Source organism: Streptomyces sp. RG80, assembly GCF_040446465.1.
Lineage (GTDB): Bacteria > Actinomycetota > Actinomycetes > Streptomycetales > Streptomycetaceae > Streptomyces.
On sequence record NZ_JBEAAJ010000009.1, the window covers coordinates 423,500 to 437,836 of the forward strand.

The 14,337-nt window shown below is 71.4% G+C and carries 13 protein-coding genes; 3 read left to right on the forward strand and 10 right to left on the reverse strand.

Annotated elements, in window-relative coordinates; genetic code table 11:
* Positions 1-9: 9 nt before the first annotated feature.
* From ABKA17_RS31685 to ABKA17_RS31725, 9 genes are all read right to left on the reverse strand, one after another.
* Positions 10-1,353 (reverse strand): ABC transporter ATP-binding protein, encoded by a 1,344-nt coding sequence (locus ABKA17_RS31685; protein WP_353695726.1) that lies wholly within the window; start codon positions 1,351-1,353, stop codon positions 10-12.
* Positions 1,354-1,525: 172 nt separating this feature from the next.
* Positions 1,526-2,365, reverse strand: a complete 840-nt coding sequence (locus ABKA17_RS31690) for a class F sortase (protein WP_353695727.1) — start codon at positions 2,363-2,365, stop codon at positions 1,526-1,528.
* Entirely contained in the window at positions 2,355-2,960 is a 606-nt protein-coding gene (locus ABKA17_RS31695; RefSeq protein WP_353695728.1) for a hypothetical protein, read from the reverse strand. Before ABKA17_RS31695 ends, ABKA17_RS31690 begins: the two co-directional genes overlap by 11 nt.
* 108 nt (positions 2,961-3,068) lie before the next feature.
* Entirely contained in the window at positions 3,069-4,310 is a 1,242-nt protein-coding gene (locus ABKA17_RS31700; RefSeq protein WP_353695729.1) for an MFS transporter, read from the reverse strand.
* 91 nt (positions 4,311-4,401) lie between these two features.
* Positions 4,402-5,844, reverse strand: a complete 1,443-nt coding sequence (locus ABKA17_RS31705; RefSeq protein ID WP_353695730.1) for a CitMHS family transporter — start codon at positions 5,842-5,844, stop codon at positions 4,402-4,404.
* A 138-nt stretch (positions 5,845-5,982) separates the two neighbouring features.
* Positions 5,983-8,220, reverse strand: coding sequence for a molybdopterin oxidoreductase family protein (locus tag ABKA17_RS31710; RefSeq protein ID WP_353695731.1), 2,238 nt, complete (start codon positions 8,218-8,220; stop codon positions 5,983-5,985).
* A complete protein-coding gene (locus tag ABKA17_RS31715; RefSeq protein ID WP_353695732.1) occupies positions 8,166-8,666 on the reverse strand; it encodes a hypothetical protein in 501 nt (166 codons plus the stop codon). The genes ABKA17_RS31710 and ABKA17_RS31715 overlap by 55 nt, the downstream gene beginning before the upstream one ends.
* A gap of 66 nt (positions 8,667-8,732) precedes the next feature.
* The gene (locus tag ABKA17_RS31720; protein ID WP_353695733.1) at positions 8,733-9,350 is read right to left on the reverse strand and encodes a TetR/AcrR family transcriptional regulator; all 618 of its coding nucleotides are present in this window, start codon (positions 9,348-9,350) and stop codon (positions 8,733-8,735) included.
* Positions 9,347-9,973: a hypothetical protein gene (locus ABKA17_RS31725; RefSeq protein ID WP_353695734.1), complete on the reverse strand. Its 627-nt coding sequence runs from the start codon at positions 9,971-9,973 to the stop codon at positions 9,347-9,349. The genes ABKA17_RS31720 and ABKA17_RS31725 overlap by 4 nt, the downstream gene beginning before the upstream one ends.
* A 170-nt stretch (positions 9,974-10,143) precedes the next feature.
* On the opposite strand from ABKA17_RS31725, the gene hmgA reads away from it, so the two are divergent.
* The 3 genes from hmgA to ABKA17_RS31740 all read left to right on the forward strand — a co-directional run bounded on the left by hmgA (position 10,144) and on the right by ABKA17_RS31740 (position 13,471).
* Positions 10,144-11,460: a homogentisate 1,2-dioxygenase gene (gene hmgA / locus ABKA17_RS31730; protein WP_353695735.1), complete on the forward strand. Its 1,317-nt coding sequence runs from the start codon at positions 10,144-10,146 to the stop codon at positions 11,458-11,460.
* A gap of 77 nt (positions 11,461-11,537) precedes the next feature.
* On the forward strand, positions 11,538-12,287 hold the full coding sequence (locus ABKA17_RS31735) for a GntR family transcriptional regulator (protein WP_353695736.1): 750 nt from the start codon (positions 11,538-11,540) through the stop codon (positions 12,285-12,287).
* A 26-nt stretch (positions 12,288-12,313) separates the two neighbouring features.
* Entirely contained in the window at positions 12,314-13,471 is a 1,158-nt protein-coding gene (locus tag ABKA17_RS31740; protein ID WP_353695737.1) for a type ISP restriction/modification enzyme, read from the forward strand.
* An 89-nt stretch (positions 13,472-13,560) separates the two neighbouring features.
* Here the strand turns inward: ABKA17_RS31740 and ABKA17_RS31745 are convergent, their stop codons facing one another.
* Entirely contained in the window at positions 13,561-14,280 is a 720-nt protein-coding gene (locus ABKA17_RS31745) for a TetR/AcrR family transcriptional regulator (RefSeq protein WP_353695738.1), read from the reverse strand.
* Positions 14,281-14,337: the final 57 nt, after the last annotated feature.

The following is a 14,337-nucleotide window of genomic DNA, read 5'->3' on the forward strand; positions in this document are numbered from 1 at the left end:
TAGCGGGACCTACTCCTCCAGATCGGGCAGCCGCGCCGGGGCCGGGCAGATTCGCTCGCCGTGCTGGTCGAAGACGAACAGGTGGGCGAGGTCGACGAGAAGCGGGACCTGCATGCCGTGCCGGAGGTGGATGTCGGGGGTGGTGCGGACGATCAGGTCGCCGGGGAGGCGGCCCTCGGGGGGCGTCGGGGCGGGAGCCGCGTCCATGGGGTGCTCGAGGACCACGACGGGGCCGGCGCGCAGGGCGCTCGCGCGCTCCCTGAAGCGGTCCAGGACACCGGGGCCGCCGTCCCGGCGCCGGCGCCGGGTGGGGCGGGCCGCCGGGCGCGGGGCCTCCAGGTCGGGTACGACGGCGGGGCTGGAGCCGGTGTTGAAGTGGACGAGGACCTCGTGGCCCTGGAACTCCACGTGCTCCACGAGACCGGTGAGCGCCATCTCACCCGGGCGCGCGGCGGACGGCTTGGCGATACGCACCGCCTCCGAGCGCAGGCCCACGATGACCTCCCGGCCCTGCTGGACGCGGAGCAACTGGTGGTCCAGGGAGAGCGGTTCGGGCAACCGGAGGTACTGCTTGCCGAGACTGATGGTCATCGCGCCGTCGAGCGGGGCCCGGACCAGACCGCGCAGCAGGTTGATCCGCGGGGTGCCGATGAAGGCGGCGACGAAGACGTTGCGGGGCAGCGCGTACACCGAGCGCGGGGTGCCGACCTGTTGCAGGACTCCCCCGCGCAGCACGGCGACCCGGTCGCCGAGGGACATCGCCTCGGACTGGTCGTGGGTGACGTAGACCGTGGTGACGCCCAGCTCGCGGGTGAGGGCGGATATCTCGGCGCGCAGGTGGTTGCGGAGCTTGGCGTCGAGGTTGGACAGCGGCTCGTCCATCAGGAACGCGGAGGGGTGGCGGGCGATGGCCCGGCCCATCGCGACGCGCTGGCGTTCACCGCCGGAGAGCTGGCCGGGGAAGCGGTCCAGGAGCTCCTCGATGCCGAGCATGCGGGCGGTGGCGTCCACGCGGGGGCGTGGGTCGGCGCCGGGGGCCTCGATGCGCAGCGGGAAGCCGATGTTGTCGCGGCTGGTCATGCTCGGATAGAGGGCGAAGTTCTGGAAGACCATCGCCATGTCCCGGGCGGACGGCGAGAGGTCGTTGGCGTACTCGCCGTCGAGCCGCAGCTCGCCCTCGTCGATCTCCTCAAGCCCGGCGATCATCCGGAGCACGGTGGACTTGCCGCAGCCGGAGGGACCGAGCAGGACGAGGAATTCGCCGGGCTCGATGTCCAGCGAGAGCCGGTCCACCACGAGGCTGCCCCGGGTGTAGCTCTTGCTCACGTGGTGCAGAGAGATGGCGCGTGTCATGGCAGGTGCCCCCGGGGGCTGACTGAGCGCTGATGCTCCGTGGCCGAATACCCCGCACGGGTCGAACGGGGCCTGTGGGTCACGGAAGTTAACGGAATGCGCGCAGCCGGGGGAAGAGAACGGGCAGGATCGGACGGTGCCGTCCAGCAGGTGAGAAAACGGACGGCCAGATTCAGCGCCGGGCGGCGGGCGCGCGCGGTTCGCGGGTCTCCACGAGGTGGGCGAAGACCACGACGTTGCCGGAGTATCCGGTCCTGCGGTTGTAGTCGCCGCCGCAGGTGATCAGCCGCAGTTCGGGGCGGCCCCGGGCGCCGTACACCTCTTTGTTGGGGAACCGGTCCTTCTCGTACGACCTGATGGCGTCGACCGCGTAGACGGCCGTGCGTCCGTCGGCGCGGGCGACTTCGACCAGGCGGCCGCGCCGCAGCTCGCCGAGGCCGGCGAAGACGGCCGGACCGGTGTCGGTGTCGAGGTGGCCGACGGCGACGGCGGTGCCCTGCTCGCCGGGGGACGGGCCGCCCTCGTACCAGCCGACCAGGTTCGCGTCGTCGTCGGGCGGGGCGGTCAGCCGCCGTTCGCGATCGAGCCGGAGGCTCATGACCGGGGCGTCGATGTCGAGGTAGGGGATGACCAGGCGGGTCGCGCGGGACCGGGGCAGGGGTCGGAGCGGCGGGACGGCCTTCCGGGGTGCGGTGGCCTTCCCGGGCGGGGGTGCCTTCGGGGGCATGGTGGCCCTCGGGGGCACGGTGACCTCGGGAGGCGGGGTGGCCTTCGGAGGCTGGTGCGGTGCGGCGGGTGGGCGCTGTTGCGCCGCGCCGCGCGCGTCGGTCCGGTCCCTGGCGGAGGCGGCCGCCGGGGAACCGGGCCGGGCGGCCTCGACCGCCCCGCCGGACTCCTCTCCCTGGGCCCACCAGACGCCGCCCACCACCAGCGAGACGGTCACGACGACCGTTCTCGCCAGGCGGTAGGCGCGCGTCCGGTACCAGGGCCTGCCTCGGCGTCTACGCGCCATGCGGGCGGCGACGGAGCCGGAGCCACACCGCCCCGCCGACCGCGGCCATGCCTACGGCCGCGGCACCGGCGACCGGGCCGAACGCCGCGTCGCGCGCGATCCCGCCACCGCCGGCGGGCGGACCGCCGTTGGGGCCACCGGGGCCGCCACCGGGCGGGGTGACGCAGTCGACCTTGAACACCTTGTGCTTGCCCGCGCCCATGCCGCCGGTGATGTTCCACGTGAGCTTGTACTGCCCGTCGGGCAGCGTGTAGTCCTGGGTGTGGCCGGTGCCGTCGGGAAGCGAGATGTCACCGGACAGCGTGGCACCGTTGGGGACCGACGGCTGCGTCTCGATGCTCCAGGTGATCGCCTGACCCTTGTCGAAGTTGGCGGCGTCGATGTAGAACTTGCAGACCTTCGGCTCGTCGCGCGGGTCGCCGTACGGCGTGCGCGGCAGATTGCCGACCGGCGCCTTGTGGATCTTGACGGTGCCGTTGTCCCCGGGCGCCAGCGGTGCGGCGCCCGCCGCGGGCATCCCGGTGAGGGAGCCGACCGTGACGGTGAGTGCCGCGAGCGCGGTGGCGCGCGCTCCGGCTCGGCGTGGAAGAGACATGGTGGGCATGCGAAGCCTCCGAGTCAGACGATTGTCGTACAAATCCTGCTTCGTCTGACTCTCTGTCACATACGCTCGCAGACTGGGGGAGACCCGCCCTACGAGCCGTCAGTCATCCCTCTTCCGGCCCAACGCCATCCGGGACCGGCGGGCCACGACGGGGTCGGCGGCCCCCTCGGCGGGCTTAGCCGGTGAGCGCAGGGCCACCCCCGCCGACAGCAGCAACAGCGCGCCCAGCATCACGAAGGGCGCGGCCACGCCCGCGACGCCGGCGATCAGGCCCGCCGTGGCGGGGGCGGCGACCTGGCCGAGGCGGTTGCCGGTCAGGCGGAGGGCCAGGGCCGTGGAGCGGGCGCCGTCGGGGGCCGCCTGGACGACCGTCGTCATGGAGAGCGGCTGTCCGACACCGAGGCAGAAGCCGAGCGCGGCGAGCATCAGGGCGAGTGCCCACACCGGCACCAACAGGGCGATGCCCGCGCACAGCAGGGCGGCCATGAGGCAGGTGACCGTCAGGAGCAGGCTGCGGCCCAGCAGGCGCAGCAGCGGTGTCAGCACCAGACGGCAGGCGATGGTGGCCGCCGCGCGGAGGCTGAGCAGCAGGCCGATGACGGAGGGGGCGATGCCGCGGTGCTCGCCGACCACCGGGAGGTAGGCGGTGAGGATGTCGGTCGCGGAGAGCACGGCGAGGCTGACGAAGATGCCGGCGGGTACGCCCCGGGCGCGGAGGATGCGCCCCATGGGGACCGGTTTGCCGTTCTCCTCACGGGACTTGGCCGCCGTAGCGCGATGCTCTATGCGCCACAGCGAGGTCAGTGCGACCGCGCCGCCCGCCCCCGCCACGATGAGTGCGAGGGCGCTCGTGCCCGCCATGTCCGGGCCGCCGATCAGCGCGCCCGCGGCGATGGGGCCGACCAGTTGGCCGAGGGAGGCGCCGATGGTGAAGTGGCCGAAGTTGCGGTCCTGTTCGTGCGGGGCGGACTGGCGGGCCACCAGGGACTGGGCACCGATCACGAAGCAGAGGTGGCCGAGGCCCATCACCCCGCTCCAGATCGCCATCGTCCAGAGGGAGTCGGCGAGGCCGCTCAGCGCGCAGCCGCCGGATATCAGGACCACGCCGACCGGCAGGAGCGGTGCGCAACGGCCGTGGTCGGTACGGCGGCCCAGCGGTACCGCGGCGAACAGCGGGAGCAGGGCGTACACCCCCGCGATCACACCGATCGCCCGCTCGTCCGCGCCCAACGCCAGGGCCCGGTAGGAGACGGCGGGCCGGGCCATCGACACCGCCCCCTGCGCGAAGCTGAAGGCGATGACGAGGCGGAGCAGCCAGCCGCGGTTCCCACCGGGCGTCATGTGCGAGCCCTTCCTTTCAAGTCTCTTGTGACCTTCAAGTCCCCTGTGACTTTCAAGTCCCCTGTGACTTTCAAGTCCCGTGTGACGTGGGTCAGATGATGCCGAACAGCATTCCCGCCGCCAGGATGATCAGGCAGGTCAGCGCGGCCCACTTCACCACGAACCTGGTGTGGTCGCCGAACTCGACCTTGGCCATGCCGACCAGGACGTAGACGGCCGGGACGAGCGGGCTCGACATGTGCAGCGGCTGGCCGACGAGGGAGGCGCGGGCCATCTCCAGCGGGGTGACGCCGTGGGCGGCGCCGGCCTCGGCGAGGACCGGGAGGACGCCGAAGTAGAAGCCGTCGTTGGACATGAAGTAGGTCAGCGGGAGGCTGAGCAGACCGGTGACCAGGGCCATGTGCGGGCCCATGCCCTCGGGGATGACGTCGACCATCCAGCGGGCCATGTGGTCCACCATGCCGGTGCCCTGGAGGACGCCGGTGAAGACGGCGGCGGCGAAGACCATGCCGGAGACGTTCAGGACGTTGTCGGCGTGGGCGGCGAGCCGGGCCTTCTGGTCGGGGATGTGGGGGAAGTTGACCGTGAGGACGAGCGCGGCGCCGAGCAGGAAGAGCACCGGGATCGGCAGCCACTCCATGATCATGGAGGTGAGGAGGGCGATCGTGACGCCGGCGTTGAACCAGTAGAGCTTGGGACGCAGGGTGGCGCGGTTGGGGTCGAGGACCGTGAAGCGCTCCTCTTCCTCGTCGTCCTCGGCGTCGGTGCCGGAGCCCGCGCCGCCGGTGACCTTCTTGTCCGTGCCGGACGTGCCGGACGTGCCCGAGGTGCCCGCGGAGCCGGAACCGGCGCCCACGAGGACCGTCTCGGACTCCTTCTCCTCGACCTTCTCCTCCTCCAGGACCTCGCCCAGCGTCAGCACACCGAGGCGCTTGCGCTCGCGCAGACCGAGGAAGTACGAGAGGACGAAGACACCCAGCAGACCGACCAGCAGGGCCGGGATCATCGGGACGAAGATGTCGCTGGCGTCGAGCTTGAGCGCGGTGGCGGCACGGGCGGTCGGGCCGCCCCACGGCAGGGTGTTCATCACGCCGTTGGCCATGGCGGCCACACCGGTCATCACGACCAGGCTCATCTTGAGGCGCTTGTACAGCGGGTACATCGCCGAGACCGTGATCATGAAGGTGGTCGAGCCGTCGCCGTCGAGCGAGACGATCGCGGCGAGGATCGCGGTACCGACGACGATCCGCATCGGGTCCGCCTTGGCGAACTTCAGGATCCCGCGCACGATCGGGTCGAAGAGGCCGACATCGATCATCACACCGAAGTAGACGATCGCGAACATGAGCATCGCCGCGGTGGGGGCGAGGCTGGTGACGCCTTCGATGACGTAGTCACCGAGATGGGCGCCCTTCCCTACGAAGACGCAGAACAGTGCCGGGATCAGCACGAGCGCCGCGATCGGTGACATCTTCTTCAGCATGATCAGGACCAGGAAGGTCGCGATCATGGCGAAGCCGAGGATGGTCAGCATGAGTGGATACCTAACGTTCGCCCTTGAACTCCCACCGGAGTCGGCAGTGCGATGACGTTAGGTCCGCTCAAGCAGCGTTAACAAGACGTTGACATGCGAGCAATAAGCGCAAAACCCCAGGTCACGGCTTTGCGCTGCTCACAGGGCCGCTGCAGTGGCCACCTTTACGGGTACGCCGTTGAGGACCGCGTTGCCCGACAGGGGGTCGAGCAGGCTGCCGTCGAGGAGTTGGTTGACGTTGACGCCGGGGTCCTTCAGGGCGTGGTTGAGGCGGGTGCCGGGCCGGTTGTGACCCCAGCCGTGCGGGAGGCTGACCACGCCGGGGCGCACGTCGGTGGTGACCTCGGCGGGAGCGGTCACCTCTCCCCCGGCCCCCTTCACCCGCACCAGGCCCTTGTCGGGGATCCCGAGCCGTTCGGCGTCCTCGGGGTGGATGTGCAGGGTGCAGCGGTTGGTGCCGCCGGTGAGGGCGGGGACGTTGTGCATCCAGCTGTTGTTGGAGCGCAGATGACGCCGGCCGACGAGGACGAGTCCCTCGGGCCGCTCGGCGAGGGCCTGCCGCAGCCGCGGCAGATCGTCGACGATCGGCTGGGCCAGCAGCTCCACCTTGCCGCTGCGGGTCTTCAGCGGCTGCGGCAGCCGCGGCCCGAGCGGCCCGAGGTCGATGCCGTGCGGATGAGCCAGCAGTCGTTCCAGGGTCAGCCCGTCCGGTCGTACGCCGAACCCGTCGCCGTAGGGACCGAGGCGCAGCATCATGTCGAGCCGGCGCTCGGGACCGCTGACGCCGGTGAGCCGCGCGGCGAGTTCCTGCGGGTCGCGGCCGTGCACCGGCGAGTGGGGCTCCTTGACGGCCTTGCCGAGGGTCTGCCCGATGACCAGGTCGTCGACGGCCGACGGGTCGGCGCCGTGCATGCCGGTCGCGGCGAGGATCAGCCGGGCCAGGATCTCGGTCTCGGCCATCCGGCCGGGCTCCAGCGGGACGGCCGGGCGGGTGTAGCGGACCTGGTTGCGGACGGCGAGCGTGTTGAACGCGAAGTCGTGGTGCGGGCTCTGCGAGGGCGGCGGCGGGGGCAGCACGACGTCGGCGTGGCGCGAGGTCTCGTTCAGGTACGGGTCGACGCTGACCATGAAGTCGAGCGAGTCGAGCGCCTTGTCGAGGCGGTCGCCGTCGGGCACGGACAGCACGGGGTTGGCGGCGACGGAGATGAGCGCGCGGATCGGCTCGCCCTCGGGGGTCGCGGTGTCGATCTCCTCGGCGAGCGCGGAGATCGGCAACTCGCCCTTGGCCTCGGGGTGCCGGCTCACCCGGGAGTGCCAGCGGCCGAGCGCGAACCCGTGGCTGGGCCCGGCGGGCCGGGGCGTCCGGTCGGTGGCGGCCTGCGGGAAGAGGGCGCCGCCGGGCCGGTCGAGGTTGCCGGTGAGGATGTTCAGTACGTCGACCAGCCAGCTGGCGAGGGTGCCGTGCGGGACGGTGCAGCTGCCGATGCGGGCGTAGACGGCGGCGGTGGGGGCGGCGGCGAGTTCGCGGGCGAGGGTACGGATGGTGGCGGCGTCGATGTCACAGGCGCCGGCGACGGCTTCTGGGGTGAAGTCCCGGAGTTCGGCGGGAAGTTCGTCGAGCCCGATCAGATGCGGGGCCAACTCCCCGGTGTCCACCAGGTCTTCCTCGAAGAGCACATGCGCCATCGCCGCGAGGAGCAGCGCGTCGGTACCGGGACGGATCGCGAGGTGGCGGTCGGCGAGCTTGGCGGTGCGGGTGCGGCGGGGGTCGATGACGGTGAGGGTGCCGCCGCGGGCCTTGAGCGCCTTGAGCTTGCCGGGGAAGTCGGGGGCGGTGCACAGACTGCCGTTGGACTCCAGGGGGTTGGCGCCGATCAGCAGCAGATGGTCGGTGTGGTCCAGGTCCGGTACGGGGATCGCGTTGGCGTCGCCGAAGAGGAGCCCGCTGGAGACGTGCTTGGGCATCTGGTCGATCGTGGAGGCGGTGAAGATGCTGCGGGTGCCGAGGCCGGCGAGCAGCACCGGCGGGTAGAGCGCGCCGGCCATGGTGTGCACGTTGGGGTTGCCGAGGACGGTCGCGACCGAGTTCGCCCCGTACCGCTCGACGACCGGCCGGATCCCGGCGGCCACCGCGTCGAAGGCCTCCTCCCAGGTGGCCTCGCGCAGCTCACCGTCCCTGCGTACGAGCGGGGTGCGCAGCCGGTCGGGGTCACTGTCGACGGCCCCGAAGGAGGCGCCCTTGGGACAGATGAACCCCTTGCTGAACACATCGTCCCGATCACCACGGGCACCGGTGACCCGCGTCCCCTCGATGGTGAGGGTCAGGCCGCAGGTGGCCTCGCAGAGCGGGCAGATGCGTAGGGCGGTGCGGGACACGGGTCCTCCCGGGGCGACGGTGCCTGTTCCGAGGAGGATACCGACCGGTAGGCATGGAGGGGAGGGGGTGTGGGGGGTGAGGTCGGGAAACCGCGAGGGGTCGTCCGGCGGCGGTCAGTCGAGCCGGTCGAACAGGATCGGGCCGTTGCCGGCAGCCCGGCGGGATCGGTGCGGGCCGCCTCCTGCCACCAGGCGAGGAGCAGTTCGGTCTCGAAGCCCTCTTCGATGTCGGAGGCGTCGAGGGGCGGGTCGCCGACGGCGAGGGTGCGGCCGGGCGGGCGGAACAGGTCGCCGTAGAAGACACAGCGCAGGTCGTCGGGTTTCAGCGTGAGCGGGGAGTCCGCGCGCAGCAGGCCGTCGGCCAGGGCGGTGTGCCAGGCGGAGGCCAACTGGCTCTCCCCCGCGTGCTGTTGGCCGATCCCGTGGATACAGACGACCCGAGCCATAGCGCCCCCCCATGCCCGACCCAAGGGTGCGATCACCCTAGCAACGGAGGGGCTCCCCGCGGGAGTTCAGTCCAGCACCCGCGCCAAATACGCCCGCAACATCTCCCGCGCCTCCTCGATGATCCGCTCGTCCCCCTCCGGGGCCACCCGGAAGGCGAGGTGCACCAGGGTGTCGGCGGTTTCCACGGCGATCAGGAAGGTGCGGCGCAGGTCGTCGTCGGGTTCGCGGTCGAGGTAGCCGGAGAGGAGGTCGGTGAGGCGGTCGGCGACGCGGTGGTTGGGTTCGGCGTGGCGGGAGCCGACCGGGATCTGGTTGCCGAAGTCGACGAGGGAGAAGCCGGGGGCGGTGCGTTTCATGGCGAGGTACTCGTCGAGGACGGCGTCCATCGCGGTCCGCCAGTCGCCGCCCGCCGTCTCCTTGAGGCGCTCGGTGACGCGGGCCGTGAACCGTTCGAGGTTGCGCTGGGCGAGGGCGTCGGCCATCTGCCGCTTGTTGCCGAAGAAGCGGTACACGGAGCCGATGGGGACGCCCGCGCGCTGGGCGACCGCCCGGGTGCTCAGGTCGTCGTAGCCGACCTCGTCGAGGAGGTCGGCGCAGGCGTCGAGGATCCTGGTCAGCCGTTCGGCGCTGCGCCGCTGCACGGGCGCTCGGCGTAGCGATGTCGCGTGGGGCACGGGCTTCATGATGCCTTTCCGCCGCGGTCCGGTGAAGCTCGCCCCCCGGTACGCACAAGGGTGGCCGGTGCACTCAGATCGGACGGGGACTTCGACGCCGACGGCGTGGAGCTGGTCTGCGGCGAGGCCTCCGCGCCCGAGGCGGTGATGTCGGCCGCGCTCTGGATCGGGTCGCCGTCGACGGCCCACACGGTGCCGTCGTCGGCGTAGAGCCGTGCGGTGACGGTGTGGGTGCCGCGCGGGACGAGCTCGCCCGGGATGCGGCAGTCGGGGGTGCGCAGCCGGGAGACGAGGGTGCCGTCCACGAAGAGGTACACCAGGCCGCGGCCCTCGACCGCCTTCGGCTTCGTACCGTCCGGGGAGAAGCGGAAGTTCTGCACGGTCAGGCGTACGTCCCAGCTGTCGTCGGTGTCGGGTTGCACCTCTATGTCGACCTCGGGGGCGTCCTCGCCGTCCACCTCGCGATAGTGCCGCCCGTCCTCGTCGGTGTCGTCGAGCACCTTGCCCACGGGCGACGGCGACACCGCGTTGTTCTCCTGTTTCCGCGCATCATCGGATCCGCAGCTCGCGATTCCGGTCAGCACAAGGACACAGACCACGAGCGCGGCCGGAAGTGTCCGCATCCACGACATGCCCGGGAGACTAGAACAATGTTCCGAAACCCGAATCCACCTGGAGTCTGGTTCTCCTCCTCCCTGATGAGGAGGCCCGTCGGCCGAAAGCGCCCCCCGAACCCCCCTTGCGCCCGGGAAACCGCAATCCTACGGTGATACATAGGAATCAGCGTCGCAAGGGAGCGATCATGAGCGGGGACACGCGGAAGACCGCGGAAGGGCTGACCTACCTCTCCGGTTTCGGCAACGAGCACAGCTCGGAGGCCGTCCCCGGCGCACTGCCCGAGGGCCGCAACACACCGCAACGCGCCCCTCTCGGCCTCTACGCGGAACAGCTCAGCGGGACCGCCTTCACCGAGCCCCGCGCGCACAACCGCCGGTCCTGGCTGTACCGGATCCGCCCCTCGGCCGCGCATCCGGCGTTCACGCACACCCACAATGGCTGGATCCGCTCGGCCCCGTTCACCGAGTCCGTGCCCGACCCGAACCGGCTGCGCTGGAACCCCCAGCCGGAGCCGATCCAGGGCACCGACTTCCTGGCGGGCCTGTGGACCCTGGGCGGCAACGGCGACGTCACCCAGCGCACCGGCATGGCCGTGCACCTGTACCACGCCACCGACTCCATGGACCGCGTCTTCAGCGACGCGGACGGCGAGCTGCTGATCGTCCCGGAACAGGGCGGCCTGCTGCTGCGCACCGAGTTCGGTCTGCTGCACGCCGAGCCCGGCCACATCGCCCTGATCCCGCGCGGCGTCCGCTTCCGCGTGGAACTCCTGGACGCCTCCGCGCGCGGATACGTCTGCGAGAACTACGGCACCCCCTTCCAACTCCCCGACCTCGGCCCGATCGGCGCCAACGGCCTCGCCAACGCCCGCGACTTCAAGGCCCCGGTGGCCGCGTACGAGGACGTCGACGGCCCCGTCGAGGTGGTCAACAAGTTCTGCGGCAACCTCTGGACGGCCACCTACGACCACTCCCCCCTCGACGTCGTCGCCTGGCACGGCAACCTCGTGCCGTACGTCTACGACCTGCGCCGCTTCAACGTCATCGGGACGATCTCCTACGACCATCCCGACCCGTCGATCTTCACGGTGCTGACGTCCCCGTCGGACACCCCGGGCCTGGCCGGCGTGGACTTCGTCGTCTTCGCGCCGCGCTGGCTGGTGGGCGAGGACACCTTCCGGCCGCCGTACTTCCACCGGAACGTGATGAGCGAGTACATGGGCCTGATCGAAGGCGCCTACGACGCGAAGGCCGAGGGCTTCGTGCCCGGGGGCGGCTCGCTGCACAACATGATGTCGGCGCACGGGCCGGACCGGGAGACCTTCGACCGGGCGAGCGCGGCCGAGCTCAGGCCACAGAAGGTGGACGACGGACTGGCGTTCATGTTCGAGACCCGCTGGCCGGTGACGCTCACGGCGCACGCGGCCCAGGCGGACCATCTGCAACGGCACTACGACGACGTGTGGAAGGGCCTCGAGCGCCACTTCCGCGCGTCTTCATGACCCCGTTCGCCTCCGGGGCGCCAAAGCCGGTGCCCCTCTCCGTTGCACTGATCGTCGGCGACCGATACGGATAGCCCGTGACCTCATTCGCCCCGGACTCGATCGTCCTGAACCGCAAGCTGCCGCTCTGGTACCAGGTCTCGCAGTCGCTGCGCGCCTCGATACTCGGCCGCTCGCCCCAGGACCCGCTGCGGCTGCCCACCGAGGAGCAGTTGGCGGGCCACTACGGGGTGAGCGTGCTGACCATGCGGCAGGCGCTGAAGGAGCTGGAGGACGAGGGGCTGATCACCCGCCACCGCAGGCGCGGCACGTTCATCGAGCCGAACGCGCTCAGGACCGCGCCGGTCCGGCTGCTCGGCTCGGTGGACGCGATCGTGGCCCAGCAGTCGGGCATGGCCACGGAGATGCTCGACCACGGGACGGGCCCGGTCCCGGCCGAACTCGCCGAGTACTTCCCGGACCTCGACGACGTGGCGACGTACCACCGGCTGCGCGGCGACGAGAAGACCGGCGAGCCCACCAACCATGCCCGCAACTGGGTCCGCCCCGAACTCGCCGCCCGCATCGACCTGGACGACCTGGTCCGCCGGCCCATGACCAAGGTGCTGCGGGACGTCCTCGGCGCGGACATCAGCCGCATCACGGACACGGTCGAGGCGCGCCTCGCGGACCCGGAGACGGCCCGGCTGCTCCAAGTCCCGCTGCTCAGCCCGATCCTGCACTACACGGGCGTCACCTACGGCACCGACGGCCGGGTGCTGGACGTGGCGGTCATCCACTACCGGGGCGACCGTTTCTCGTTCACGGTGACCTTGGAGGCCAACTGACCCCCATGTCGTCGCCAGGTCGTACGATGCCCAGCGTGACGCACGACGACGCTCCGCTGCTCGCGGACCTCATGCCGTGGTCCGTCGCACCGCCGCGGCTCGGCCGGGGGTGGCCGACGGGTCCCGACTCGGCAGCCCTGAAGGCCCGCTGGGACGCCCTGCTGAAGGCCGAGGGCCCCGACCGCGAGACCCTGTTCGAGCCGACGCGCTCGCGCACCCTGGGTTCGGCGGTCGGGCAGCTGCCGGGGCAGTCGGGCGGCACGGAGAGACTCGGGCGCGCCACCGGCCCGTGCCCCGAGCCCGTACGCGTCCTGCACGCCCCCTTCGACGAGCACTGGCTGATCCCCGACCACCGGCTGATCGACACGGCCCGGCCGGAGTTGTGGCGGGTGGCGGACGAGCGCCAGGTCTTCGTGACGGAGACCGCGGGCGGACCCGGCCCGGTGCTGATCGCCACGTCGCTGCTCCCGCTGCTGCGCCCCGGCCGGATCCGCCCGCTGTACCGACGGCCGGACGGCGAGGAACCGAACCTGGCGCCGGGCCTGCCGGAGTACCTGGCCGAGCGACTGGACCGGCCGGTGGGCCCGTCGGACGTCCTCGCGTGGATCCTGACAGCCGTACGTCCGGACCTCACGGTCCCCCTCACCGACGACCCCGGACTCTGGGACCGCGGCACCGAACTCGGCCACCGCCTGCTGTGGCTGATGCGCCGCGACGGCGACCGCCCCAAACTCCCGGGCGGCCGTCGCCCCTACGTCCGCGCCCCGCTCCCCACCCGCCCCCTCGGCCTGCACTACGACCGCGACGAGGAGACCCTCCACCTCGACGAGGGCCGCATCTCCCCCGTACCGCCGGAGGCCTGGGACTTCGAGGTGAGCGGTGTGCGGGTCCTGGAGGGGTGGTTCACGGCGAGGACGGCCGAGCCCGAGCCGGGCACCCTGTCGGCCATCCGCCCGGCGACCTGGCCCCAGACCTGGACGTCGGAACTGCTGGAACTCATCACGATCCTGGCACTGACCGCGGAAGTCACGCAGCAACAGGCCGAGTTGACGGTGACGACCCGGCTCACGGCGGCGGACCTGCGCAAGGCGGGCGTGCTCCCGGTCCCGGAGGCGGCACGCAGACCGGCGTCGGTGTTGGACCACCACGAAGAGGGCCCAGAAGGCCAGTTGGGCTTCCTGTAACCAACCTAGGGGCGCGAGGCTGTATCGATAGGCGGCTCCGCCGCGCGGGCGCGACCAGCCGCAACGGACCCGCGGCCCGAATGCGACCATCACCTCCGCGGCGCGAACGAGTCCAACAACCGCCCGATCATCCGATCGAACGCCCCCTCCGGATCATCCGGCGGCGCCACCCCCTGCGCGAACAACGCAGCCAGGTGCGGATACTCCCCCGTCCCGATCCGCCCCATCATGTACTCCGCCCGCACCGCCTGCTCACGCTCCGCCGACCACGGCACCGACCTCGTCCGCTCGGCGATGGCCTGCTCGTTGGCGACGAACGTCATCACCGAGCCGTTGACCATCCCGAACAGCTCCAGCTTGGTGCCGGCCGGCACATCGAGGCCCTCCAGGCCGGCGAGCACCCGGTCGAGCACGCGCAGCGCGTTCGGGCTGACGGCGTAGACCGTCGACATCACCCGCACCACCCACGGATGGCGCCGCATGATGCCGAGCGCCTGCCGGGCGAAGTCGGTCATGTCCGCCCGCCAGTCCCCACGGCCCTCGGCGGAGAGCTCGTACTCCCCGCTGATCAGGTCGACCATCAGCTCGTACAGGTCCTCCTTGCGCGGCACGTAGTTGTACAGCGACATCGTGCCGCAGCCGATCTCGGCCGCCACCCGCCGCATCGACACCGCGTCCAGCCCGTCCGCGTCGGCGATACGGACCGCCGCCGCGGCGATGTCCGCACGGCTGTACGCCGGTTTCGGGCCTCGGCCCGTGCGCTCGGGGCGCGCCCAGATCACCTCGGGTTCGGCCGCTCGGCCCGCCATTGATCATCACCTCCCCACCATCGTAGTTACGTACAGCGTACGTAGTGGGGTACCGTG

Bases quoted from the DNA above. Each gene is read 5' to 3' on its own strand.
- ABKA17_RS31685 (WP_353695726.1), bottom strand. From the start codon at position 1,353: ATGACACGCGCCATCTCTCTGCACCACGTGAGCAAGAGCTACACCCGG.
- ABKA17_RS31690 (WP_353695727.1), bottom strand. From the start codon at position 2,365: ATGGCGCGTAGACGCCGAGGCAGGCCCTGGTACCGGACGCGCGCCTAC.
- ABKA17_RS31695 (WP_353695728.1), bottom strand. From the start codon at position 2,960: ATGTCTCTTCCACGCCGAGCCGGAGCGCGCGCCACCGCGCTCGCGGCA.
- ABKA17_RS31700 (WP_353695729.1), bottom strand. From the start codon at position 4,310: ATGACGCCCGGTGGGAACCGCGGCTGGCTGCTCCGCCTCGTCATCGCC.
- ABKA17_RS31705 (WP_353695730.1), bottom strand. From the start codon at position 5,844: ATGCTGACCATCCTCGGCTTCGCCATGATCGCGACCTTCCTGGTCCTG.
- ABKA17_RS31715 (WP_353695732.1), bottom strand. From the start codon at position 8,666: ATGGCTCGGGTCGTCTGTATCCACGGGATCGGCCAACAGCACGCGGGG.
- ABKA17_RS31720 (WP_353695733.1), bottom strand. From the start codon at position 9,350: ATGAAGCCCGTGCCCCACGCGACATCGCTACGCCGAGCGCCCGTGCAG.
- ABKA17_RS31725 (WP_353695734.1), bottom strand. From the start codon at position 9,973: ATGTCGTGGATGCGGACACTTCCGGCCGCGCTCGTGGTCTGTGTCCTT.
- hmgA (WP_353695735.1), top strand. From the start codon at position 10,144: ATGAGCGGGGACACGCGGAAGACCGCGGAAGGGCTGACCTACCTCTCC.
- ABKA17_RS31740 (WP_353695737.1), top strand. From the start codon at position 12,314: ATGCCCAGCGTGACGCACGACGACGCTCCGCTGCTCGCGGACCTCATG.
- ABKA17_RS31745 (WP_353695738.1), bottom strand. From the start codon at position 14,280: ATGGCGGGCCGAGCGGCCGAACCCGAGGTGATCTGGGCGCGCCCCGAG.